21 protein-coding genes and 1 pseudogene are annotated in these 24554 nt (G+C 66.5%); 16 read left to right on the forward strand and 6 right to left on the reverse strand.

Annotation, left to right across the window (positions count from 1 at the left end; translation table 11 throughout):
• Positions 1-9: 9 nt before the first annotated feature.
• The 4 genes from ACNJ7E_RS24385 (at position 10) to ACNJ7E_RS24400 (ending at position 3736) form a co-directional block, all read left to right on the forward strand.
• Complete coding sequence (locus ACNJ7E_RS24385; RefSeq protein WP_005575358.1) at positions 10-771, forward strand: IclR family transcriptional regulator; 762 nt, start codon at positions 10-12, stop codon at positions 769-771.
• Positions 772-943: 172 nt separating this feature from the next.
• Positions 944-2677: a 4-oxocyclohex-2-ene-1-carboxylate 5-dehydrogenase gene (gene chcC2 / locus ACNJ7E_RS24390; protein WP_418341161.1), complete on the forward strand. Its 1734-nt coding sequence runs from the start codon at positions 944-946 to the stop codon at positions 2675-2677.
• A gap of 1 nt (position 2678) precedes the next feature.
• The gene (locus ACNJ7E_RS24395; protein WP_418341162.1) at positions 2679-2987 is read left to right on the forward strand and encodes a YciI family protein; all 309 of its coding nucleotides are present in this window, start codon (positions 2679-2681) and stop codon (positions 2985-2987) included.
• On the forward strand, positions 2984-3736 hold the full coding sequence (locus ACNJ7E_RS24400) for an SDR family NAD(P)-dependent oxidoreductase (RefSeq protein WP_418341163.1): 753 nt from the start codon (positions 2984-2986) through the stop codon (positions 3734-3736). The genes ACNJ7E_RS24395 and ACNJ7E_RS24400 overlap by 4 nt, the downstream gene beginning before the upstream one ends.
• A gap of 68 nt (positions 3737-3804) precedes the next feature.
• Here ACNJ7E_RS24400 and ACNJ7E_RS24405 read toward each other — a convergent pair whose 3' ends face one another.
• The gene (locus ACNJ7E_RS24405) at positions 3805-4263 is read right to left on the reverse strand and encodes an SRPBCC family protein (protein ID WP_025433389.1); all 459 of its coding nucleotides are present in this window, start codon (positions 4261-4263) and stop codon (positions 3805-3807) included.
• A gap of 540 nt (positions 4264-4803) precedes the next feature.
• Between ACNJ7E_RS24405 and arr the strand changes: the two genes are divergently transcribed.
• The 6 genes from arr (at position 4804) to ACNJ7E_RS24435 (ending at position 11709) form a co-directional block, all read left to right on the forward strand.
• Positions 4804-5301, forward strand: coding sequence for an NAD(+)--rifampin ADP-ribosyltransferase (gene arr, locus ACNJ7E_RS24410; RefSeq protein WP_418341179.1), 498 nt, complete (start codon positions 4804-4806; stop codon positions 5299-5301).
• 213 nt (positions 5302-5514) lie between these two features.
• The gene (locus tag ACNJ7E_RS24415) at positions 5515-6108 is read left to right on the forward strand and encodes an Lsr2 family DNA-binding protein (RefSeq protein ID WP_418341164.1); all 594 of its coding nucleotides are present in this window, start codon (positions 5515-5517) and stop codon (positions 6106-6108) included.
• Between the two features lie 254 nt (positions 6109-6362).
• Positions 6363-7454, forward strand: coding sequence for an aromatic amino acid DMT transporter YddG (yddG, locus tag ACNJ7E_RS24420; RefSeq protein ID WP_418341165.1), 1092 nt, complete (start codon positions 6363-6365; stop codon positions 7452-7454).
• 217 nt (positions 7455-7671) lie between these two features.
• Positions 7672-8910, forward strand: a complete 1239-nt coding sequence (locus tag ACNJ7E_RS24425; protein ID WP_418341166.1) for an acyl-CoA dehydrogenase family protein — start codon at positions 7672-7674, stop codon at positions 8908-8910.
• Positions 8907-10322: an LLM class flavin-dependent oxidoreductase gene (locus ACNJ7E_RS24430; protein ID WP_418341167.1), complete on the forward strand. Its 1416-nt coding sequence runs from the start codon at positions 8907-8909 to the stop codon at positions 10320-10322. Before ACNJ7E_RS24425 ends, ACNJ7E_RS24430 begins: the two co-directional genes overlap by 4 nt.
• Before the next feature lie 28 nt (positions 10323-10350).
• Entirely contained in the window at positions 10351-11709 is a 1359-nt protein-coding gene (locus ACNJ7E_RS24435) for a styrene monooxygenase/indole monooxygenase family protein (RefSeq protein ID WP_280781138.1), read from the forward strand.
• 67 nt (positions 11710-11776) lie between these two features.
• On the opposite strand, the gene ACNJ7E_RS24440 is transcribed toward ACNJ7E_RS24435, so the two are convergent.
• A complete protein-coding gene (locus ACNJ7E_RS24440) occupies positions 11777-12379 on the reverse strand; it encodes a CGNR zinc finger domain-containing protein (protein ID WP_418341168.1) in 603 nt (200 codons plus the stop codon).
• A 69-nt stretch (positions 12380-12448) separates the two neighbouring features.
• Here ACNJ7E_RS24440 and ACNJ7E_RS24445 point away from each other — a divergent pair, with 69 nt between their 5' ends.
• Positions 12449-13303 carry an alpha/beta fold hydrolase gene (locus ACNJ7E_RS24445; RefSeq protein WP_418341169.1) on the forward strand — a complete coding sequence of 285 codons (855 nt, stop codon included), beginning with the start codon at positions 12449-12451 and terminating at the stop codon, positions 13301-13303.
• 9 nt (positions 13304-13312) lie between these two features.
• Here ACNJ7E_RS24445 and ACNJ7E_RS24450 read toward each other — a convergent pair whose 3' ends face one another.
• A complete protein-coding gene (locus ACNJ7E_RS24450) occupies positions 13313-14242 on the reverse strand; it encodes a LysR family transcriptional regulator (RefSeq protein WP_280781141.1) in 930 nt (309 codons plus the stop codon).
• Positions 14243-14365: 123 nt separating this feature from the next.
• On the opposite strand from ACNJ7E_RS24450, the gene ACNJ7E_RS24455 reads away from it, so the two are divergent.
• Positions 14366-15736: an MFS transporter gene (locus ACNJ7E_RS24455; RefSeq protein ID WP_280781142.1), complete on the forward strand. Its 1371-nt coding sequence runs from the start codon at positions 14366-14368 to the stop codon at positions 15734-15736.
• Between the two features lie 36 nt (positions 15737-15772).
• Positions 15773-17389, forward strand: a complete 1617-nt coding sequence (locus ACNJ7E_RS24460; RefSeq protein WP_280781143.1) for an amidohydrolase — start codon at positions 15773-15775, stop codon at positions 17387-17389.
• A gap of 157 nt (positions 17390-17546) precedes the next feature.
• On the opposite strand, the pseudogene ACNJ7E_RS24465 reads toward ACNJ7E_RS24460, so the two are convergent.
• From ACNJ7E_RS24465 to ACNJ7E_RS24475, 3 genes and pseudogenes are all read right to left on the reverse strand, one after another.
• Positions 17547-17822 (reverse strand): annotated as a pseudogene (locus ACNJ7E_RS24465) (YciI family protein); the annotation flags it as partial.
• A gap of 90 nt (positions 17823-17912) precedes the next feature.
• Entirely contained in the window at positions 17913-19088 is a 1176-nt protein-coding gene (locus tag ACNJ7E_RS24470; protein WP_280781145.1) for an Nramp family divalent metal transporter, read from the reverse strand.
• A 365-nt stretch (positions 19089-19453) separates the two neighbouring features.
• Entirely contained in the window at positions 19454-20392 is a 939-nt protein-coding gene (locus ACNJ7E_RS24475; protein WP_418341170.1) for a dihydrodipicolinate synthase family protein, read from the reverse strand.
• Between the two features lie 174 nt (positions 20393-20566).
• On the opposite strand from ACNJ7E_RS24475, the gene ACNJ7E_RS24480 reads away from it, so the two are divergent.
• The 3 genes from ACNJ7E_RS24480 (at position 20567) to ACNJ7E_RS24490 (ending at position 24540) form a co-directional block, all read left to right on the forward strand.
• Positions 20567-21658: a LacI family DNA-binding transcriptional regulator gene (locus tag ACNJ7E_RS24480; RefSeq protein WP_418341171.1), complete on the forward strand. Its 1092-nt coding sequence runs from the start codon at positions 20567-20569 to the stop codon at positions 21656-21658.
• A 1332-nt stretch (positions 21659-22990) separates the two neighbouring features.
• Positions 22991-23896, forward strand: coding sequence for a 3-hydroxyisobutyrate dehydrogenase (gene mmsB, locus ACNJ7E_RS24485; protein WP_418341172.1), 906 nt, complete (start codon positions 22991-22993; stop codon positions 23894-23896).
• 74 nt (positions 23897-23970) lie between these two features.
• Positions 23971-24540, forward strand: a complete 570-nt coding sequence (locus ACNJ7E_RS24490; RefSeq protein WP_418341173.1) for an adenylate kinase — start codon at positions 23971-23973, stop codon at positions 24538-24540.
• Positions 24541-24554: the final 14 nt, after the last annotated feature.

Consider the following 24554-nt stretch of genomic DNA (forward strand, 5'->3'; position numbering starts at 1 on the left):
AATAGGGCGATGTCACGGACACCGACAGGAGAATCGGTCACTGCCCGCGTCGTGAGGGTCTTGTCCTCATTCGACGCGGACACACCGTCCCTGTCGGTGTCCGACATCGCGCGTCGATCCGACCTCCCCGTCGCGACGGCGCACCGCATCGTCGGGGAACTCGTGAAGTACCGACTCCTCGAACGCAACGACACCCGCATCAGCATCGGCGTGCGGATGTGGGAACTGGGCTCCCGCGGCTCACACACCCTGAGCCTGCGCGAAGCCGCGATGCCGTTCATGGAAGACGTGAACGCCGCGATCAAGCAACACACCCAACTGGGCATCCTCGACGGCAACGAGGTGCTGTTCGTCGAACGGCTCTCCACCCGCGGGTCCGTCGTCAACGTCACCAAGATCGCCGGACGTCTGCCGGTGCACGCCTGCTCGTCCGGTCTGGTCCTGATGGCCAACGCGTCCCGCGACGTGCAGGACGAACTGCTGTCGCAGCCGCTCGAGCGCTACACCGACGCCACGGTCACCGACCCCGAGCAGATGCGACGTCTTCTCGCCGAGGTCCGGCACCAGCACTTCGCGGTAGCCGCAGGTCTCATCACACCCGGAGCGACGGGAGTCGCTGTGCCCGTGCGGGACACCGACGGCGGCAGGGTGATCGCCGCCCTGTCCGTCGTCATACCGCACGATCAGGCCAACCCGCAGTCGGTGGTCGCGGCGCTGACGACGGCGTCGCGCGGCATCACCCGGGCGATGACGCGCGGATCGCGGCACTGACAGAAACCCTTTCCATCCATTGGAGTCGCGCTGTGACTCGGGTCTCGGGTCGGTCAGAGTGATTGTCACGAACACACCGTCACCGATCACGCATCGCGATCCGAAAGTCACTGCACACCAGAACTTTCGCAGATGCCTGATCGAGTGCCGACTCTCCAGGGAAGGTCCAAGCATGAGCTCGAAGACTGTCAAATGCGACCTGTTGGTCATCGGATCCGGGGCCGCAGGCATGGCCGCCGCACTCAAGGCGGCGAGCGAGGGGCACAGCGTCATCGTCGCCGAGAAGTCGCAGTGGCTCGGCGGCACCACCGCGATCTCGGGCGGCTGGGCATGGGTTCCCGGCAACAAGCAGGGCGTCGCGCAGGGTGACACCCGTCAGGACATCGAAACCTACATCCGCGCCCTCGCCAAGGACTGCTACAAGGCCGAGATGGTCGACACGTTCCTCGACGAGGTGCCCGAGGCCATCGACTGGCTCGAGCGCGACACCGACGTCGAATTCGTCTATCCGGAAATGGCTCCGGACTACCAGATGGACGCGCCGGGCGCGAAGCCGTCGGGGCGCGCGATCTCCGGCAAGGTGGTCGACGCGCGCACCCTCGGCGAGAACCGGCTGCGGTTGCGCCCCTACCTCGACACCTACACCGTGTTCGGTTACATGCCCGAGGTCGGGCCCGACATCGCACAGTTCCTCCACGCCAACCAGTCGTGGAAATCGTTTGCCTACGTGTCGAAGAAGCTCCTCGAGACGTGGGTCGAGACGGTCCTCTGCCGCCGATCGTTCGACCGGACCAACGGCAATTCGCTCATGGTGCGGATGGTGTCGTCCGCCGCGAAGCTCGGCATCCGGATGTGGACCGAGACGCCCGTGACGAAGATTCTGCAGTCGGAGAACGGCGTCGTCACCGGGGCGGTGCTCGGGGGAGTGCACGCGGGAACGGTCGAGGCACGGCTCGGCGTCGTCATCGCGGCCGGCGGCTACTCCTCGGATCCGGCGCTGCGAGCCGAGTACTGGGGTCACGATCCGCACGGCGACAACCACTTCACTCCCACGGTCGGGCACGACGGCGACAACGTGCGACTGGCCGCGCCGCTCGGCGGGCACGTCGACACCGACGTCCACGAGCCGGCCGCGTGGGCCCCGGTGACGGTGTTCACCGGTCTGCGCGGGCAACAGCGGATCTTCCCGCACCTGCGGGCATTCGGACTTCCCGGACTGATCGCGGTGAACCGCAAGGGCGAACGCTTTGCCAACGAGTCGAGTTCCTACCACGACTTCGGCATGGCGATGATTCAGGACAACGACGGTCAGGACGCGACATTCGGCTACATCATCGCCGACTCGAAAGCCATGAACAAGTACGGCATCGGCTACGCCAAGCCGTGGCCGATCCCGCAGGGCTACTTCAAGAAGACCGGTTTCCTCCACAAGGCCGACACGGTCGAGGAACTCGCCCTCGAGATCGGTGTCGACGCCGCCGGGCTGAAGAAGACCCTGGCCGAGTTCAACGCGGGAGCCGCCAAGGGCGAGGACCCGAAGTTCAACCGCGGGTCGAACTGGTTCCACCACTTCAAGGGCGACATGGAACACCAGCCCAACCCGAACCTCGAGCCACTCGACAAGGGACCGTACTACGCCGCGAAGATCGAGATGGGCGACCTCGGAGCCTATTCCGGTCTGGCCGTCAACCGGCACAGCCAGGTCCTCGACGACGACAACCAGCCGATCCCCGGCCTTTTCGCCGCCGGTTCCGCGGCCGTGAGTATCTTCGGCGGCGGCTACCCGGGTTACGGCGCCAACATCGGGCCCGCCCTCGTCTTCGGATACACCATCGGCCGGGACGCCGAGATCCTCGCGTCGCTGCGCAGTGAGTCCGTCGAGCCCACCGTCCTGGAAGAGGTCTGACGTGCCGTTCTTCCTCGTCCGCTACGTATACACCGGCGACACGGCCGGCCGGGACGAGCACCGTCCCGAACACAAGATCCACCTGCAAGCCGCCGCCGACCGCGGACTCATCCTCGGGTCCGGACCGTTCGCGGCAGGAGAAGAACCCGGCGCGGCGATGATCTACGAGGCCGCGGGCAAGCACGACGTCGTCGACGTCGTCGAGGGCGACCCGTTCCGGACGCGCGGGTTCGTCGCGTCGTACGACATCACCGAATGGAATCCGATGATCGGCCCGTGGGCCGTCGCTGCAGTGGGAGGTAGGTCATGACGGGTCGAGTGGCAGGGAAGGTCGCCGTCGTCACGGGGGCGAACGGTGACCTGGGTGGCGCGACCGCGCGGATGCTCGCACGAGAGGGCGCGCTGGTCGCGGCCCTCGACCTCAAAGTACCGGATGCGCCGTGGGATTTGACGGCGATCACGTCGTTCGCGGTCGACGTCACCGACGAGGCCAGCGTCGCCGAGGCCGTCGCAGCGGTGGTGGAGACTGTGGGTGTTCCCGACATCCTGGTCAACTGCGCCGGCATCATCGGGCGGCCCGCGCCGTCGCACGAGGCGTCGGTCGCCGAGTTCGACCAGATCTTCGACGTCAACGTCAAGGGTGTCTGGTTGATCACCAAGCACGTCGTGCCCCACATGATCGGCCGGAAGAAGGGCAGCATCGTGAACTTCTCGTCGATCCACGGGTTGACTGGCGGCTCCAACGTCCCGCTGTACCACGCGTCGAAAGGTGCTGTGCGACTGCTGAGCAAGGCGGACGCCGTCACGTACGGGCCGCACGGAATTCGCGTCAACTCGATCCACCCCGGATCGATGCGGACGGCAATGAGTCAGCGGTCGGCCGAGGGCAGCGCGATCGGACCGGAGGAGTACTACCGTCAACTCGTCTCGGGCAACCCTCTCCCGCGGCAGGGGGAACCCGACGAGATCGCGTACGGGGTGCTCTACCTCGCCTCGGACGAGTCCGGCTTCACCACCGGCACCGAACTCGTCGTCGACGGTGGGTACACGGCGCACTGACCCGGTTGTCGCGCTCAATGTCACACTGGTTCAGTCCGACTGCACCGGTGTGACATTGGGTGAGCACGTCAGTCGAAGTGTCGCACCAGACGGCGGTGCCGGTGGGCGAAGAACGCGCCCAGGACGCGGGCGAGCACCGGCGTCAGCGGCACCAGCGGCAGCCTCGGCTCGAACGTGATCCGGTCGTGGACGCCGGTGCTCCCGTCGTCGAAGGGCCGCAGCGTCCGTTCGTGCTCCCACCGGCGCATGCTCAGCATCGTCGACTTCTCGTGGAACCGCCGACACGGTTCGAGCTCGGCGATGGTCAGATCGTCGTAGTCGAACGGGACCAGCCCGAACAGCCGCAGCCACGCCCGCCCGAGCGGCTCACCGATCGGGACCGAGTCGATGGTGATCGACTCCCGACCCCGCGGAATGCTCATCGTCATCCACGGACGCATTTCGTCGTTGATCCCCTCCGGGTCGACGACCCTCGCCCACACCTGCCCGATCGGTGCGCCGACGACCGAGCTGCGTTCGATGATCACCGTTCCATCTTCGTTCGACCTCGCATGGGTGTGCAAGCCGCCCTGAAGCCCGGTCCGGTCCTCGGCGCGGCACCGGACCGACCGGGTCTATGCCGGCGACTGGCGGGCTTCTGGGCTGGGGTGAGACGCGCGGGCGCAGTGCGTTGCCGTCGCACCCGGTCTCGCGTCGCCGCCGACGTGGCCTATGCCGCCGACACCGTCGACAGAGAGGGGAGCGCGCCTATTCGTCGTCCACGCTGAGTCGGTGGGTGTGGGTGATCGGGCACTACGACGCGGACCGCGTGCCTGCAGAGTCCTGCAGCGGAAGCTTGGTTCCCTCGAACCTGTCCGGGGATCCGACGGCACTGAACCGCCGCGGCCGATCCAGGACGCCGCGGGCTGCGTTGCGGGTGGAGGACATCGTCGCCCTTGTGTCCACTCTGCCCGGCAGGCTGTTACTGGCTGGGCGGTGGGGTCCACGAATGGATCTCACTGCGAACGACGATACGGTCGACGATTATGGCAGCAAACTCCCATTACGGATTCTCCCACTCTCACTATATGGCGGGGAGTGGGGATTGCGGCAAGGCCCCTGACGTGCTGCACAATCGTCCGACGAGAACAACGGATGGGGTTGTTGTGACGAAACCTTTCGAAGTGCACGAGTCGGGCGCGCTCTTTCACGGCACCAAGGCAGACCTTTCGGTGGGTGATGTGCTGGTGCCCGGGTACCTGTCGAACTACGGCAGGGGGCGCCTCTCGAACCACGTTTATGTGACGCAAACATTGGATGCCGCAGTGTGGGGAGCGGAGTTGGCTCTAGGCGAGGGCAGGGGGCGCATCTACATCGTGGAACCGGAAGGCGCATTGGAGGACGACCCCAACGTGACGGACAAGAAGTTTCCCGGAAATCCGACCCGCTCCTACCGCACACGGGAGCCCGTGAGAATAGTCGGCGAGATCACGGACTGGGTGGGGCATTCACCCGAACAGCTCCAAACCATGCGGGACGGTTTGGCCGACCTCGAGCGCCGGGGACTTGCCGTCATCTACGACTAGCTCCCGGACGCGCCGATCGAGTGGGCGCCGGGGGCCCAGGGGAGGGTGTGGAGTTTGGTGTTTGTCCTATGAGCGCCAGGTGATGATGATTAGGCGCCCCTGTCCGGGGTAAACACCGCTTACGCACCCCGCCGGGAACGGTTCCGTGATGTATCTCGCCGCCCACCGACGCCGAGGTGCGGGGTGACAACTCGGCAACTGCGGGTGAGGGTGATGAAAACCAAAGGTCGTTTGGTGGTGGCGGTCGGGGCCGGCTTTCTACTGAGGGGCTGGACCGCGAAGCTCGCGAGTTCCCCGGAGGTCGCCAAGCTGACCGAGTCTATTCGGGGAGAGCTGATGAACGCCGCGAAAGCCGCGGCGGTCACCGCGACCAGCTCGCGCATCGATTCGCTGAACAACCGCCTCCAGTCGAGCGCCGGACACCTCGTGGGTGGCGTGGCCGAGGAGGCCGGCACCAAGCGGAGGTCGGGCGAGAACCGCGACCTCCGCGTAGTCGAGCCGGAAAAGAGCGAGGAAGAACCTGCGGGTGACGAGTCCGCGGAGGACGAACAGGTGTGGGACGGCGGAGAGTTGCCGGAGGACGAAGGAGACGAGCAACCCGAGGTGACGGGCGAGAACGACGAGGGCGAAGAGACCGAGCAGCCCGAGGAGGAGGAACGGCCGACGCGCCGTTCCCGCACTCGACGGCCCCGGGGCGGGGGCACGGCCAAGGAAGTTCGGGAATGGGCAGTCCAGCAGGGCTACGAGATCTCCTCGCGCGGCCGGATACCCGCGGACATCGAGCAGGCTTTCCTCGATGCCCACTGACGACCGAGCGGACCTCACCGGACTCGACCTCGCGGTGGGCGCGCATCGTCTCGAACTGCACATCGGTCTGGTGCTCGGCAGATTCCTCGGACTGTTCCCTAGTCTCTGACGCCCGCAGTACAACCGAGACCTTCGGTTGCAGCGGCAGTCGTTTCCCTGTGCGACAGGGCGCGAACTCGTTGCATTCCGGTCGAATCGGTCCGAGCGTCGGTGTCACCGAGAGTTCACGAGCACGGTAAAGGAGGAGTGTTGTTGTGAGAGCGACCAAGTCGAGCGGAAGTGCCACCGCGGCGGGGCTGTTGGCGATTGTGTTGTGGAGTTCGATGGTCGGAATGATCCGTCTGGTCACCGATAGCCTGGGGGCGATCGGCGGCGCTGCGATGAATTACTCGTGCTGCGCGATTCTGTTGTCGGTGACTGTCGGATGGCCCAAGTTCAAAGACTTCAGTCGGACGTATCTCGTCACCGGTGCCGTGATGTTTGCCGCGTACGAGGTGTGCTTTGCCCTCGCAATCGGACTGGCGGACACTCCGAGGCAGGCAATCGAAGTCGGAATCGTGAACTATCTGTGGCCGAGCCTGACGGTGGTGTTCGCGATCGTGTTCGCCGGACAGAAGGCTTCGCGCCTGATCCTGCCCGGCATCGTGCTATCGGTAGTCGGCATTGCCGTCGTTCTCGGCGGTGACGCCGGACTGGACGTCGCAGGCACCGTCGACAACGTGCGCTCGAATCCTCTGAGCTATGGGCTCGCGTTCGCCGGCGCAGTGATCTGGTCGGGCTACTGCACCGTCACCAAGATGTTCGCGAACGGGAACAACGGCATCACCCCGTTCTTCGTGCTGACGGCTGTGGCGTTCTGGTGCATGTACCTGTTGTCCGGTCGCGAGCCGATGCACCTGAGCTTCCCCGCGATCGCGGCGACGATGGTGGCGGCGTGCGCGATCGGCTTCGGCTACGCCTTGTGGAATGTCGGAATCCTCCGCGGAAACATGACCTTGCTCGCCGCTGCCTCGTACTTCACGCCTGTACTGTCCGCCGCATTCTCGTCGTTGATGTTGGCCACGGCACTCGGCCTCACGTTCTGGGTGGGAACCGCTGTGGTGTGCCTCGGGGCAATCCTGTGCTGGTGGGCGACGCGCGGACCGAAGGCGCCCGTCGAAGTTTCCGAAGAGGTCGGGTCGCTCGACGAGCAGAGCATCGAGGAGCAGTTTCTCGACGAGAAGACCATCGGCGAGCTCACCGGCGTTCGTTCACTTCTCGGTACGCGAGTGGAATGCGTGGTAACCATCGCCAGTGATCACCGTTCGGCGCCTCGTGTGCCGATCGACGTCGGGTCGGGAAGCTAGCGAGGCTGCGAATATGGCCGCTGTTCCAAGTGATTTCACCGGGACAATCGATTCCTCCGTCGATGATCGGTCGGCTCGACGTACACGGTGCGGGTAGAGCGGCACCTCAGACCGCGCGAGCCGAGCGTTCGACTCTGCACGATCGTAAGTAGTGCCCCCACGTGGCCCGTTCGCCCATCGTGGTGTCGACATAGTCGACGCACCGAGGAGCAGGCACGTGAGCAGTTCAACGATCGAGGCCGAGGCAGTGACCGACCGCGAACTCGAAGACCGGTTCCATCCGATCTTCGACCGGATCGCCGAGGGCGCGCTGGGCCGGGAACGGGATCGCCGGTTGCCGTTCGACGAGGTGGGTCTGCTTCGCGACGCGCGGTTCGGTGCCCTGCGCGTTCCCGTCGAGTTCGGCGGGTTCGGCGCGTCGGTCCGACAGCTGTTCGGTCTGCTGATCGACCTGTCTGCCGCGGAATCCAATCTGCCCCAGGCGCTTCGGGTGCACTGGAGCTTCGTCGAGGACCAGCGCCTCGCCGCCCCGACGGTCAACCGCGAGCGGTGGCTGCGCGCGGCGGCGGAGGGGACACTGGTCGGCAACGCCATCACCGAACCCGGGGTAGGAGCCGCCGACCGGTACCAGACGACGCTGCGCCGCGGCGACGACGGCACCTGGGTCCTGGACGGCGTGAAGTACTACAGCACGGGCAGTCTCTACGCCGATCACATCCTCGTCGCGGCCGACCGCGACGGCGAGCGGGTGTCGGTGCTGGTGGACGCCGACGCTCCGGGCGTGACCCAGACCGACGACTGGGACGGTTTCGGACAGCGGCTCACTGCAAGCGGCACGACCACGTTCTCGGGTGTCGTGGTGCCCGAGGACCGGATCCTCGGGCCCGGATACGGCGCGCCCGGCCGCACCTATGCGACGTCCTACCTGCAACTCGTGCAATTGGCCGTCCTCGCCGGGATCGCCCGCCGTGCGGAAACGGACACGGCGGAATGGGTTCGTGCCCGTACCCGCACGTTCACCCACGCCGCCGCCGACCTGCCCCGGCACGACCCGCTCGTGCAGCAGGTGATCGGCAGGCTGTCCGCCGCTGCATACGGCGCCCGCGCGACCGTGCTCGCCGTCGCCGACGAACTCGACCGCCTGCTCGACGCCGGTGGTGAGGACCCTGAACTCCTGGACCGTGCCGAGGCCGCCGCGGCTCGCGCACAGTCCGTGGTGATCGGCACCGTCCTCGACGCGACCGCGCAGTTGTTCGAGGTGGGGGGCGCGTCGATCACCTCGTCGGAACTCGGCCTCGACCGGCACTGGCGCAACGCACGCACCATTTCGGCCCACAACCCTCTGATCTACAAGCAGCAGTCGGTGGGGGCGTACGTCCTGAACGGTGACCCGCTGCCGTACGCCTGGAGCGCCGGGCAGCGGCAGAGCGTGCGCGACGCGGACGCGCCGGCATGACCCGGCAGATCCGCTTCAACGCCTTCGACATGAATTGCGTCGCCCACCAGTCGCCGGGGCTGTGGCGGCACCCGGACGACCAGTCGCACCGCTACACCGACCTCGGCTACTGGACCGACCTCGCCCGGCTCCTCGAACGCGGGCTGTTCGACGGACTGTTCATCGCCGACGTGCTCGGCACCTACGACGTCTACGGCGGAACCGACGAGGCCGCGCTGCGGCAGGGCGCCCAGATCCCGGTCGCGGACCCGTTGCTGTTCGTCTCGGCCATGGCAGCGGTCACCGAACACCTCGGTTTCGGCATCACCACGGGGACGGGATTCGAGCACCCGTATCCGTTCGCGCGCCGACTCTCCACCCTCGACCACCTCACCGGGGGACGGATCGGGTGGAACGTCGTGACGGGCTACCTGCCGTCCGCGGCCCGGAACTTCGGTGACGCCGACCAACTCGACCACGACACCCGGTACGACCATGCCGACGAGTACCTCGAGGTGCTCTACAAGCTGTGGGAAGGTTCGTGGGAGGACGACGCCGTCGTGCGCGACACCGAGCGCGGCGTGTACGTCGATCCGGAGAAGGTGCACCACATCGGCCACCGCGGAACGCATTTCACGGTCCCAGGCATCCACCTGTCGGAACCGTCGCCGCAGCGGTCGCCGGTGATCTACCAGGCGGGGGCGTCGCCGCGCGGTGTCCGGTTCGCCGCCGAGAACGCCGAGGCGATCTTCGTGGGGCCGCCGTCGAAGCGGGTGCTGAAGGACACCGTCGCACGGATCCGCCAGGCCCTCGTCGACGCCGGCCGCGACCCCTACTCGGCGCGGATCTACGCGCTGTCCACCGTCATCACGGGCAGCACCGACGAGGCCGCGGCCGCGAAGCAGGAGGAGTACCGGCGATACGCGGACCTCGAGGGCGCACTGGTCTTCACGTCCGGCTGGATGGGGATCGACCTGTCGCGGTACGACCTCGACGACCCGATCGGAAACGTCGAGAGCAACGCCATCCAGTCGGCCGTCGCCGCATTCCAGGAGGCCGCCGACGACGGTCGCGAGTGGACGGTGCGCGATATCGCGGAGTGGGCGAGCATCGGCGGTCTCGGGCCGCGGTTCGTCGGCTCCGGCGAGACCGTCGCAACGCAGTTGCAGGAGTGGGTGGCCGACACCGACGTCGACGGGTTCAACCTGGCGTACGCGATCACCCCGGGTTCGTTCGAGGACGTCGTCACCCACGTCGTGCCGGCACTGCAGGCCCGGGGTGCCTACCCGACCGGCTACACCGACGGGACCCTGCGTCACAAGCTGTTCGACAAGGGCGACCGGCTTCCCGCCGACCACCGGGGCGCGCGGTACCGCCTCGGCGGCGACCTCTCGACGCGGACCGACCGCTACCGCGCGTACACGAACACCTGAACGACCACCACAACCACCGGGAGGACCCATGAGTACACCCCGCACCGCCGCCGTCGTCGGAGCCGGATTGGCCGGCACCACTGCCGCGCTCGGTCTCGTCGACGCCGGTTTCACCGTCACCCTCTACAGTGACCGCGACCGCGACGCCTTGCGCAACGACGTCCCGGCCACCGGCACCGCCGTCTACTTCGGTAAGTCCCGTGAGGCCGACGCCCGCATCATCGAGGACCTCTACGCCGACGGTCCGCACTCGACCGGGATGAGCACCCGCCTGCACACAGGGGAGGGCGACACCCGCGCCGACGTCCTCGAGTTCGACCCCGACTTCCGGTACGTCGCGCAGGGCGTCGACGTGCGGCTGCGGGCCGACGACCGGCTCGGCCGGTTCCTGGACCGCGGCGGCCGCTTCGAGGTCCGGGCGGTGGACCCCGACGCCCTCGACGCGATCGCCGCCGACCACGACCTGACGCTCGTGGCGACCGGAAAGGGCGGGCTGTCCACGCTGTTCCCGGTGGACACCGAACGGACCGTGTACAGCGAACCGCAGCGCCGACTGCTGCTGGTGACGTTGCAGGGCCTCGGACACGGCGCGGACACCTTCGGCTACCGGTCCGCGGCGGGCGGCGCGCACAATCTCTTCAACCTGCACACCGACTTCGGTGAGGCCTGGCTCGGCCCGTATCTGCACAAGGACGCCGGCGCCACATGGAGCTTCCTCGGCTTCGCGAAGCCGGGCAGCCCGTGGGAGGAGCGGTTCGAAGCGGTCACCGACGTGCACTCCGCGCGGCAGACCGTCGTCGACTTCTACCGCGACTACTTCCCGCACGACGCCCCCGAGATCGAGCAGTTGCAGGTGATCGAGTCCGACCCGCACTCGTGGCTGAAAGGGGCGGTCACCCCGACGGTGCGCCGCGCGGTCGGGACGACCAGTAGCGGCCACGTGGTCGCGGCGATCGGTGACACCGCGATCGCGTTCGACCCCCTCGCCGGACAGGGAGCCCAGAACACCGCCGTGCAGGTGGCCGCGCTCGTCGACGCGGCGCGTGCGCACGACGGCGAGTTCACCGCCGACTGGTTGACCGAGCAGTTCGAGAAGCACTGGCACACAAGGGGTCACGCTGCCGCAGAGGTCACCCGGTTGTTCCTCGGCGATCCGAAGTACGCGGTCCACGCCGAATTGCTGTTCCCGGCGGCGACCGTGAGCGAACCCGTCGCCGCGGCCCTGTTCGGGTTCCTCTCCGAACCCGACACGCTGATCGGTATCGACACCCGGGAAGACGTTCTCGCGTTCATCGCCGCCAAGGCCGGGGAACCGGCCGAGGACGTGCTGGCACGGTTCGCGCCGAGCGCCGGGTTCACCGCGTCTCCTGCGGCGGCCCGAGCCTAGGCAACTCCTCGCTGTTCCCACGCGATGACCCGGCGCCGGTGGTGGGGGTCGTATCGGCATCGACTCCTCACCTGGCGTCTGTGGGGCCCGTTCCGGGGCGATCCTGCTGTTCGCGACGACGTCGGGCGCGAAAGTTCGCCACGTTGACACGGTTTCCGCACACCTGGGGCATGCAGAACCGGCGCCGTCCCGCCCGGCTAGTGTCGACGAAAATTCCGTTGCACGAGGGGGACTCGCACGATCGGAATCGGTTCGGCCCCAGCGAAGCCACGGTTCCGAGCAGGCCCGTTCCGATGACGACGGCCAGGTCGTCGGCGAGCGTCGACTCGGGTGGGGTCTCGAGGTGCCACGTCCATGTGCCGTCGTGGCGCCCGAGGAAGGGGACGGTGTGGGCGACGCGTAGGAGTTGGTTGGCCCCGTCGACGATCGCCTCCTCGTTCGGCGCGGCCACGACGTCGCGCACCCGTGTCCGGAGCGCACGGACCTCGTCCAGATCGGTGCCGGTTGCCTGCCGGTCTCCGAGGACGATGCCGTGCTCGGTGAGGAAAGCGTGCAGCGACTCGCCGTCGGTGAGGGCGTCACCGGTCGCGACGAGCACCTCCGGGGCGGTGAGGACCAGCGCCGTCGCCACCGCTGCCCCGAAGGTGTAATCGGTGAAAGTCAGTTGCATCACTTACATCCTTCCTCTAGCGTAATGGTTACCAATCCAGTTTAACCATTACGTCGCGGGAGGATGATCATGACTCGACAGCAGATCTCCAGCACGGTCGACACCGACCGGTGGCGCCTGCCCGACCGGCTGACGGTGGACGGCGCCACCATCGCGGCCGGAGTCTTCGGCGACGGACCGCCCGTCGTTCTCGTGCACGGCACGCCCTCGTCGTCGTATCTGTGGCGCGCGGTGATTCCCCGCCTCGCCGAGCGGAACACGGTGTATGTCTGGGATCTCCCGGGCTACGGTGACTCCCCATCGGTTCCCGGCGAGCCGGTGGCGATCCGCACGCACGCGCGCGTGCTGGCCCGGCTGGTCGAACACTGGGGACTGGAACGGCCTGTGCTGGTCGGCCACGACATCGGTGCGGCAACGGTGCTCCGGGCACACCTCGTCGAGGGAGTCCCGGTCCGGCGCATCGGACTCCTCGACGCGGCGGTGCTCTCGCCGTGGGTGACGCCGGTAGCGCAGCACCTGCAACGCCACCTCGACGTGTACCGCACGATGCCGACGCACATCTTCCAGCGGATCACCGAGGCACACCTCGACACCGCGACCCGCCGTCGGCTGCCGGCGTCCGTCGCTGAGGCCTACCTCGGTCCTTTCGCGGGCGCGAGCGGGCAGCAGCGTTACCTCGACCAGGTCCAATATTTCGACGAACGCGACACCGCCGACGTCGTCGAGAAACTCGGCACCGTGAAGGTGCGGGTACAGGTCCTGTGGGGTGCCGACGACGATTGGCTGGACCGGTCGTTCGCCGACGATCTCGCGCGCCGCATTCCCGGGGCGCGAGCGACACTCGTGCCCGGCGCCGGGCACTTCCTCACCGAGGACGAGCCCGACCTCGTGGCGCAGGCTCTCGCCGACTTCCTCGTGCTGTGATGGCCGGTGTCATGGTCGGTCGGGAGTGTGCAGCGGGTCGGTAATGGTGATCTCCGTCGTCGGCGTCAGGACGTTTCGGTGGTAGTCGGAGATCGAATCGACGAGTGCCGACACTGCCGGCGCGGCGAAGTGGTCGGGCTCCCAACCCGCATAGAGGGTGACGGCGAGAATGCCCTCAGGGATCCGGATCGGCACACGGACGAGGTTGAAGAGGGGTTGGTCGGTCAGCACGGCAACCCCCTGGCCCGATGCGGCGAGTGCTCTGGCCACAGACGTTACCGACACGACCCGCGGGTCGACGTAGGCGAGGCCTTGGCCGGCGGTGGCGGTATCGAATGCGAGTCGGGCAGCGTTGTTGCGGTGCATCAGGATGAGCGATTCTCGAACGAGGTCGGCTAAGGCGACTTGGGTCTGTCCGGCCAGGGGATGTTCCGGTGCCGTCAGTGCGCACACCGGGGCGCGGCCGATTACCCGGGTCTCCATCGACCCGGGTGGCGGGAACGTCGAGATCCCGATGTCGGCATCTCCGCGTTGGACCACGTCGTACACGGTGCGGGTGTCCCGCTCGATGATGTCGTTCAGGCCTGACCGCAAGTATCGACCAGCGAGATACGGTCCGAGGACGTCGGCGATGGTTGTCGCCGGCGCTGCGATCGTCAGCGGGATGTCGTCGCCTCGGGCGAGGTGCCGGAGTACTGAGCTCGCCTGGTCGGCCCGCGCCACGAGGTCGCGGGCGAGCGGCAGGAAGCGTTCGCCTGCGACACTCAGACGCAAAGCGCCCGGTCCGCGGCGAAACAACTCGACACCCAACTTCTGCTGCAAACTGTGGAGTTGCCGGGAGAGCGAGGGTTGCGCCACTCTCACCGCGCGGGCGGCCGCCGTAACCGACCCGTGGTCGACGACCGCGAGGAAGTACCGAAGTACACGAATCTCCACCATGCCTCCTAGGCATTGGCCTGCTGCGAAATGGATATTGGACGGTTATAGCAGCACTCTTCACACTTATCTACACGCACGTGACTGTGAGCCGGCTCATGGCTCCGTTTCTTTCGAGGAGAAGGCATGAACGCTATATCCGGCCCGGGTTCCGAGGCCGTCCCGAACCTTCGCGGGGCTCGGAGAGCAGGCTTCGGCGCGCTGATCGGCACCACGGTGGAGTGGTACGACTTCTTCATCTTCGGTACCGCGGCCGCACTCGCTTTCGGGCCCGTGTTCTTCCCGTCGGCATCGCCGACCGTGGGACTGCTCGCCTCGTTCGCGACGTTCTGGTCAGGGTTCCTGGCCCGTCCACTCGGGGGTGTGGTCTTCGGCCACCTCGGCGATCGGATCGGCCGGAAGAAGACGCTGATCACCACCCTCGTCCTGATGGGTCTGTCCAGTACCGCCATCGGACTTTTGCCTGGCTATGCGTCGATCGGCATCGCCGCCCCAGTTCTGCTCATCCTGCTCCGGATGGTTCAAGGACTCGCGTTGGGCGGCGAGTGGGGTGGTGCGGTGTTGATCGCCGCCGAGCACGCGCCGCCCGGCCGACGGATGCTGTTCGGTGCTTTCGCGCAACAGGGATCGCCCGTCGGCAACATCTTGGCGACCCTCGCCTTTCTGGGCGTCAGCACACTCCCGGCGGACGATTTTGCCGCCTGGGGCTGGCGGATCCCATTCCTCTTCTCGGCGGTACTGCTTCTGGTCGGGTTGATCATTCGAATCGGCGTAGAGGAATCACCGGAATTCCTTGCAGCGAAGGAGCATGGGGAAATTTCCGAGGCGCCGGCACTCGAAACCATCCGAACCGCTCCCGTCCCGCTCCTTCTCGGAATCGGAGCCGCGGCGATCGGTGTCGGTGGAGCCTATTTCATGGGCACGTTCATGGTTGCGTGGACGACCACGGACCTGGGTGTCAGCCGATCGACGATCTTGTCGGCTTTGCTGCTGGCAACGGTCGTGCAGTTCTTCGTCCAACCGATCGGCGCACTCCTGGCGGATCGCTTCGGGGGGACGCGAATCATGGTGACGGCGCTGGTCGCCACGGTGATTTTGACGCCGCTTGTTTATGCGCTGGTCAGCACAGGGGACATTGGTCTGATCTACGTCGGCCTCGCCCTCGGTGCTCTGACGAGTCCGGCGTACTTTGCCGTGTTGGCCGGCTTCCTCGCACAAGCGTTCGACGCCCGGATCCGCTATACCGGTATCTCTTTGGCTTACCAGTTGTCGGCAACGTTGATCGGCGGAATGGTGCCGTTCATCGCTCAGTGGCTCCTCGCCGGCAGCGGTATCGCCATGGTGGCGTTGTACCACGTGGCCCTCACCTTGCTCACCTTGGCGTGTGTGGTCCTGCTCGCCCGGCGAACGCGAACTCAGCCCGCCCCTCACTCGGAACACACAGATGTCAGCCTCAACGTCGCGACCGAGCGTCACGTCGTTGCCGAAGTCGACTGAACACCACCATCACCATCACGATCTAAGGACCATCTCATGAATACACCCGCACGACCGCGCATCGTTCGCGGACGTCGAATCCTCACCTCCGCTGCGGAATCCGCCAACGCGATCGCGATGATCGGTGACCGTATCGTTGCGCTCGGCGACTCCGACGATCTGCACCGACAATTCCCCACCGCATGGGTCGACGACAGGGGAGACGCCGTGATCTCACCCGGATTTCACGACGCACACCTGCACCTCGCTATGGCCGCCGAGAACGAACTGAAGCTCGACGTGTCACCCTCGCAGGCATCCACGCTCACGCAGCTACTCGACAAAGTCGGTGCCGCGGCCAAGGACGACCCTGCACAGGGCTGGGTCCGTGCGGTGGGCTACGACGACGCAAAGATGCCCGAAGGTCGGGTTCTGACCCGCTGGGACCTGGACACCGTCACCGGGAACGTTCCCACGATCGTCCTCCATGTCGCCTGTCATTGGGGAGTGGTCAACTCCGCAGCGCTCGCCGCGGGAGGCATCACCGACAATTCGGAGCCGCCCAGCGGAGGTGACTTCGGACGGGACGGAACTGGTCGGCTCAACGGCATTCTCTATGAGCGCGCTCTCACCGATTTCGCCTACGCCCAGGGCGACGTGGACGGGAGGACGGTCGTACCGGAGTTGGGGCTCGACGAACGGATAACAGCGCTGGGGAATGTAGTTCGCCGTTGGCACGCAGCAGGGTTGACATCGGTCTGCGACGCCTTTGCCGGGCCCGCCGATATTCGCCTGTTCGAGGCAGCTCGCGAGCAGGGCCTGTTGACGATGCGTGTCGGATTCCTTCTCGCCGCCGAGCACTACGACTCAGTACACCGGCTCGGCCTACGCTCGGGTTTCGGGGACGACTACCTGCGCTTCGTCGGAGTGAAGGCGCTCGTCGACGGCGCTGTCGGGGGACGAACCCTCCTGCTGGAAGAGCCGGACCACGACACCGGTCATCACGGCATCCAGGTGCTCACCCGTGAGGAACTCGCGGAGGTGGTCCAGAAGGTGCACGGTGACGGCAACCGAGTCTGCGTCCACGCCAACGGCGACCGCGCCATCAGGCTCGTCCTCGACGAATTCGAAACCGCGCAGAAGAAAATGCCGCGACCAGGACTGCGGCACCGCATCGAACACTGCAGCGTGGTGGACGAGGGCATCTTGCGACGCATGAACGAGCTTTCCGCGATCGCGGTCCCCTTCGGCAACTACGTCCATCAACATGGCAGCCATCTGATCGACTGGTACGGCGAGGACCGGGTAGAGCGGATGTTTGCCCACCGGGCGTTCCTCGATGCCGGAGTCGCAGTGGCGGGGTCCTCCGACTTCCCCTGTGGAGCAGTGGAACCACTCCTGGCGATGCAGAGCATGGTCACTCGAACCGGGTGGGACGGTGCCCTCGTCGGGTCGTCGCAACGTGTCTCGCCGACCGAAGCCCTCGCGATCTACACAGCAGGATCAGCGGTTGCCACCGGCGAGGAAGACCGCAAGGGCACACTCGCCGCAGGCCGGCTCGCTGACTTCGTGGTCCTGGACGAGGATCCGCTGGAAGTGCCGCACGACCAGATCTCGAAAATCGGTGTCCAATCAACGTTTGTCGGGGGCGCGGAGGTGTACGCGCGAGACTGAGACGATGAGCCGGCGGGGCGAGTGAACCATCGCCTTGCCGGTTCTGTCAGGAGTCGATGCTCTCGGTGCGCACCCTTCCACGCTGTCCTGGCTCGGCACGGTGATCGCGATTCCCGCATTGTGGCTGGTCACTTGCATCGTTGCCATGCGATATGGGGAGACGACCCATCACTGGCGTCCACTCGACGATTCGATGTTCCGGTACCAGGCCGTGGATGACGAAGGGATCGTGTGTGAAGAGTTGTGCCACCGTGTCGGTGGTGTCGGACTCCACGAGGATGAAGGCTCCGCTGTCATCGGCGTACGGACCGCAGGCGATGACGATCCGGCGGTCGACCAATTCGGAGAGCCATGCTCGGTGTTCGGATCGGTACGTGTCACGTCCTGCGGCGGTCTGGGCTGAGTAGGTGTATTCGACGACGAAGTGCGGCATGGTTTCTGATTCCTCGCGGGTTGCCTCAGGGGGTGGATGCAGCAGTCGAGCGGCACACTGCGGTGTGCAGTGTGCCGCCCCATGTCGGTGTCAGCCGAGCAGTTCGTAGATCAGCAGGCCGGACAGGGACAGGATCGAGAGGAATCCCAGGGCGCCGATGATGTTCTTCCACCAGGTGTTGCGGAGGTTGCCCATCAGCTGACGGTTGTTGCTCATCACGAAGAGCAGGAGTCCGAGGAACGGTGCGATCAGCACGGTCAATGCCTGGGCGAAGATGATTAGCTGGACAGGGGATTTCGTGAACAGGATCGTGATCAGGAGTCCGAAGCCGAGGATCACGGCGCTGGTACGTTTGGCTGTCGGTGTGCTGGGCGACGGTCCTTTGCCGAGCGCGTCGGAGAGCATGGTGCCTCCGGCGGTGGCGTTGGCGACCATCGCGGAGAACGCGGCCCCGGACAGCCCGAGCGCGAAGATCGTCGATCCGATAGGGCCGGCGATGGGTTCGAAGATCTTGGCCAGGCCTGCGAGGGTGGTTGCTTCGGTGTTCTGCCGGCCGAGGACGGCGGCGGCGACGATGATCACGAGCGAGGTCATGATGCCGGGTGCGACGATGCCCGGGATGGTGTCGGCGATGGTGGTTTGCCGGTATTCGGCTGCGGTGCGCTTGCGTTCGTGGGTGCCGTAGGACGTGAAGAAAGCGGCGTTGAGGGAGAAGTTGGTGCCGACGAGGGCCACGACGAGCAGTTGTCCACCCGGCGGGATGCTCGGGACGAGTCCGTGCACGGCCTGGAACCAGTCGGGTTGGGCGATGACGGCACTGAAGACGAAGGTGGCCGCGAGGAGGGCGACGATCACCAGCAGGACGCGTTCGACGGTTCGATAGACGTTGCGGAACAACAGGATCAGTCCGACGAAGACTGTGCAGACGGCGGACCACACTATCGGGGACCCGCCGAAGACCATCGACAGTCCCAGGCCGGATCCGACGGCGTTGCCCACGGAGAAACACAGGGTGATGATGAAGACACCGATGCCGGCGGAGACGCCGACGCGTCGGCCCAGGATGTCTTTGACCGAGCTGATCATCGATACGGGCGTGCGGATGCCGAGGCGGACACTCATGTCGGCGTAGACCAGCATGAAGATCGTCGAGACGGCGATCACCCAGATCAGGGAGTAGCTGTACTCGCTGCCGGCCTGGACGGCACTGGCGAGGTTGCCGGGCCCGAACTGCCAGGCTCCGGCGATGAATGCGGGACCGGCCATGGCCAGGGTCCGAACCCAGTACCGCCGCTCGGGCCGGACGCGACCTCCGGGCGGTGGAGGGGTGTCTGCGACCACTGAACCGCCTCCGAGGGGATCGGCTGATGTGCGAGATGGCTGACTCATCGGTGAGCCTACTTTCTGGTGTTCGAACCGCAGACGAGGAGTGTGGCGCAACTGACGATGGGGCATCCGACGCTGCCGGCTCGGGAGGGGCGAACGGAACCTGCGGCCGGGAGTGGGCCGGGTCTGCTGCGGGCGGTGCCGGCCGGCCCGGGGTGTCCGGGCCGGGCGGCAGAACCGGCACGCGGCGCGGTGGCACCGCGTGCGGCGGATTCGGTGAATCCGACGTGACGGGTCGAGCGGGGTCAGGCGTGGGCGACGACCGAGGTCAGCTCGGCCGACTGCAGCGCGGCGGCGATTTCGGCACCAGCGCCCTCGGCGAGCGGCAGCAACGGTGAGCGCACGGTGGCGTGTTCGAGGATTCCGCGGGCGACGAGGCCTTCCTTGAGGGCGACGGTGCCTTCCATGTGCGAGCCGCGGTGGTAGACGTTCGCCGTCACCGGCAGGAGGCGGTCGTGGATGGCCCGGGCCGCGGGGTAGTCCTTGGCCTTGCCTGCCGCGATGAGTTCGACCAGCGGCTCGGGCGCGAGTCCGCCGTAGCCGACGAGCAGGCCGTCGACGTCGAAGATGGTGTGCAGAAGGTACTCGTCGTGGCAGCTCAGGATCTGCAGGTTGGGGTTCTCGCGGCGCAGGACCGGGATCTCACGGTCCCAGCGGCGCATGTTCCGCACGCCGTTCTTGGTGGCGAACACACCGGGCTGGGCGGCGATCTCGAGCTGGGTGTCCAGGTTGTACGTGGCCTTGGTGGCGTCGGGGTACTGGAACAGGATCAGCGGCAGCCCGGACCCTTCGTGAATCGCCTTGTACCGATCCTGCGGGGCGCCGTCCTGGTAACCGAACCGCAGCCATCCGTGGGAGGGGTACACCAGGCCGGCCGAGGCGCCCGCGTCGACTGCGCGGCGGGCCTCCTCCACGGAGACTGCGGTGCCTTCGCCGGTGATGCCGGCGATGATCGGCAGCCGGCCGTCGACGGACTCCTTGAAGGCGGCGATGACGCGAACCTGCTCGTCCTGGGTGAGGAAGGTGCCCTCGCCGGCGTGGCCGAGCACGACCAGGCCCTTGACGCCGTCGACACTGCCGAGCCACGAGCCGAGGCGCTGGATGGCGTCGTAGTCGACGGCGCCGTCACGGGTGAAGGGTGTCACCGGCGCCGGTGTGAGGCCGCGGAGGTCGAGTGTGCTCATGATCGCTCTTTTCCATCGAAGAAGACTTTTGCAAACGTTCCCGGGAACGTTCCCGTGAACGATTTCATCGTGCGATACGATCGAGTCTGTGTCAAGGGTCACGTTCTGAATCGGATGTGATCAGGCCTTACCTCACGCGCGGAGGGCCGGGCCGAGGCGGTAGAGAGGAAGACCATGGAAGCCAATGGGAGCGCGCCCCAGCGGGCGCGGGACGGTAAGCACGTCGTGACGCTGCGTGAAGTGGCGGACGCGGCGGGGGTGAGCACCTCGACCGTCAGCCGGGTGCTCGACGATCGCGTTCCGCCGTCCCGCTCCGCGACCGCCGAACGAGTGCGGGCGGTCGCCGATCAACTGGGCTACCGGCGCAACACCTTCGCCTCCAGCCTGCGCCGCGGGCAGACCGCGACGATCGGCGTCCTCGTCCCACGGTTGAGCGACACCGTCATGGCCTTGATGTACGAGGCGATCAGCCGGGCCGCGACCCGCCTCGGCTACTTCACGGTCGTCGCCACGATAGGGGACAACCCCGCCGACGAGTCCGACGCGGCGAGGACGCTGCTCGCCCGGAACGTGGACGGCCTGATCGTCGCCTCGAGCCGGCGCGACGACCCGCTGCCGCGCGAGCTGCGGGAGCGCGGCGTGCCGCACGCGCTCGTGCTCAGGACCGACGGGATCAGTCCGTCCTCGGTCGGCGACGACGAGGCGGGCGGCTATCTCGCCACCCGTCATCTGATCGATCTCGGGCACACCGACATCGCCGTCCTGTCGGGCCCGTTGTTCGCGTCCACCGCCGTCGGTCGTCTGGCCGGGGCGCGAAAGGCGCTGCGGGAAGCGGGAATCGCGGAAGTGCCCGAGTGGATCGTCGAAACGACGTTCGGCATCGAGGACGGCGAGGAGGCCGGGAACCGGCTCTTCCGCTCCACGTCCCGTCCGACCGCCGTATTCGCCGCCAACGACAACCTCGCGCTCGGAGTCGTGGCCGCCGCGCACAGATGCTCGTTGACCGTCGGCGACGACGTCGCCCTGGTCGGCTACAACGACATCCCACTGTCGCAACGTCTTCCGGTCCCGCTCACCTCGGTGCGCACCCCGTTCGACCAGATCGCAGCCACCGCGCTCGACCTGATGCTCGCCGCCGCCACCCCCGTCGACGATCCGATCCGGCGCGCGATGCCCACCCTGATCCCGCGGCGCTCGTCCGGATCGCACCGGGCCACGACCGCGGCGGGCCCGCAGACCGCCGGTAATGTGCACCACGGCGAATAGTGACTGACGACTGATGTCGGCGAGGCTGGTCCGTGGGATGGATCGAGTCGGGCACTCCGAAGGAGTCCCGAACGACTGCTCACATGATGGTGAAGGACGGCGGTGCCCAGCGTGCGCGCTGCCGTGGAGATTCGCTGGGTGCGGCACCTGACAAAGAGGAGCGGACCATGACCGATGTTGCCGTGCAGCGTCGGCCACGAAACCGCAAGCAGCTCATCGTCGCCGCTGCGGCGAAGCAGTTCGAGCGCCGGGGTTTTCACGATGCCGCGATCACGGACATCGCGGCCGATGTCGGTATCACCGGTTGTATCGCCATTTCCGAGGTAAGCAGAATCTGCTCGCCGCGGCGGTCGTTCGAGATCGAGGGGCTCGAGGCGGCCTACGCTGCCCCGCAGCCGGGGCTTCGGAACCTGCTCGAGTATGCCTCCGCTGCGCGACCATTCGCCCGATCGGGCCGTCGGACGCCAGGAGACGCTCGTGTCCGACCACATCCGACAGTTCGGACGGCCGTAGGCGGTCCGCCGGCGGACGCGAAGTGTCGTCCACGTCGAACAACGACGGAGCCCTTCCACAGCCATCAGTAGCGGTAGATGTCTGTCCGCTCAGGTCGCCGATCACAATGATCAGTCACGTCGGTCCATTCTTGTGATCGGCGGCGGCCGCCGCCCGCCCGGCATCGGTCGTATTGGAGCACGCACAAATAGGACTTGCCCAGGGTACCGGGACACGTTCGTGAGGTGTTCGACCACAAGGCGCGGATGCCGCTTGCCGACAAGGCCGGAGCGATCATCACCAATGCCGAGTAGGTCTCCGCTACTCTGGTGCACAACGGCTCCATCGACCTCCATCGAGATGCGGCCAGATTGAATTCTTCACCCGCCCTGTGCGGTTAAAAGGTGCGTCGGGTACGCCAGGTCTTGCTCCGGCGGTAATCCGCGGCAGTGCGTGACAGATGCGACCCGTTGTTTGCTGGGGCGCGCTGAGTGTCGGGTAACCGACCCGATCTGACGTCTTCCTCGGTGCCCGCGGTCGGAAGACCCAGTGTCTGGCCCAGGTCTGGCGCGGGCCAGACCGCATCACCGGGAACACAGGTCAGCAGGTTCGATTCACTTCGATCGTGGTGATGCAATTCTGCACATCCCCATTGCAGGTTAGGTGATTCCACGATCATCCATACGCGGGCACACTGATTACCGTTCCCGGCGGAGAGCGACGCGAAGCGCCATGATCCCCGGGGTTCATCCACGAGCCGTTTGTTCGAATCGATGCCCCAGGTGGGTTTTCTCGGCCCCGTGCGTGGAATGTCGGCTACCACATCGCTAGGAGTACACGATGAGCAAGATCGCTTTCCTCGGGCTCGGTAACATGGGCTTGGGTATGGCCACGAATCTGGTGCGCAACGGCCACACGGTCATCGGATTCGACCCCTCCCCGGCGGCAGCGGAGAAGGCGGCATCACGCGGAATAGGCTCTGCTGCATCGCTTGTGGATGCAGCAGAGCGTGTCGACGTGATCATCACCATGCTGCCCAGCGGCAAGCACGTACTCGACGTCTACGCCGATCTGGTCCCGGCCGCAGCGCAGGGAACCCTCTTCCTCGACTGCTCGACGATCGATGTCGCCGACGCGCGGGCAGCCGCTGAACTGGCCGTCGGCGCCGGGCATCGTGCGGTGGACGCACCGGTGTCCGGAGGAACCGTCGCCGCCGACGGCGGGACCCTCACGTTCATGGTCGGCGGCCCGACCGACGCGGTGGACCAGGCCAGCTCACTTCTCGACGCCATGGGGTCCCGTATCGTCCGATGCGGCGACTCCGGAGCAGGTCAGGCTGCGAAAATCTGCAACAACATGATCTTGGGGATCTCCATGATCGCCGTCAGCGAAGCTTTCGCGCTGGGCGCGCAGCTGGGTCTGACCGACCAGGCCCTGTTCGACGTCTCGTCGACCGCGTCCGGTCAGTGCTGGGCGTTGACCACGAACTGCCCGGTTCCCGGACCGGTTCCCACCAGCCCCGCCAACCGCGACTACGCCGGTGGATTCGCGAGCGCGTTGATGCTCAAGGACCTTCGACTCGCGCAGGCCGCCGCGGCGGACAACGGTGTCGACACAGTGCTCGGACGACGCGCCACCGAACTCTACGAACAGTTCGTCGCACAGGACGGCCCCGGTCGCGACTTCTCGGCGATCGTAACGGCGATCCGTGCCGGCGCATACGACGCGCAGGCACAACAGTCGTAGCCCCTCCCACGTAGACCTCACCCCGTGCTGCTGCGCCGGGCGTGGGGCACTGCTCGATGTGAAAGGAATTCGTTGTGCGCATCATCCTGACAGGGCCGCCGGGAGCGGGTAAAGGCACTCAGGCCCAGTTGCTTTCGACGGCGCTGCAGCTCCCCCATATCTCGACTGGTGATCTGTTCCGTAGCCATATCGCGCAGGGCACGGAACTGGGGCAGACGGCGAAATCGTTCCTCGACGCCGGCGAACTGGTCCCGGACGAGGTCACCATCGGGATGGTGGCGGAGCGCCTCGCTGCCGACGACACGGCCACGGGATTCATTCTGGACGGCTTCCCCCGCACCGTGGCTCAGGCGACCGCGCTCGATGAGCTCCTCAGCCGGCAGCTGCGCCAAATCGACGCCGTCCTGGATTTCTCGGTAGCGGACGATGCAGTCGTCGAACGGATGCTGGCCCGTGGCCGCGCCGACGACACCGAGGACGTCATTCGTCGACGTCTGCGGGTCTATCACGACGAAACCCGACCGCTGCTCGACTACTACTCGCCGCTTCTTCTGTCCGTCGATGCAGAAGGCGAGGTCGACGAGGTCTACGCCCACGCGATCGGCGCGCTGTCCGAACGCGGAAGCGTCGCTCCGTCCACCTAGCACTGTTCCCTGCA

Origin of the sequence: Rhodococcus mengyinensis (genome assembly GCF_048381435.1) — a bacterium.
Taxonomy (GTDB): Bacteria; Actinomycetota; Actinomycetes; order Mycobacteriales; family Mycobacteriaceae; genus Rhodococcus_F; species Rhodococcus_F opacus_D.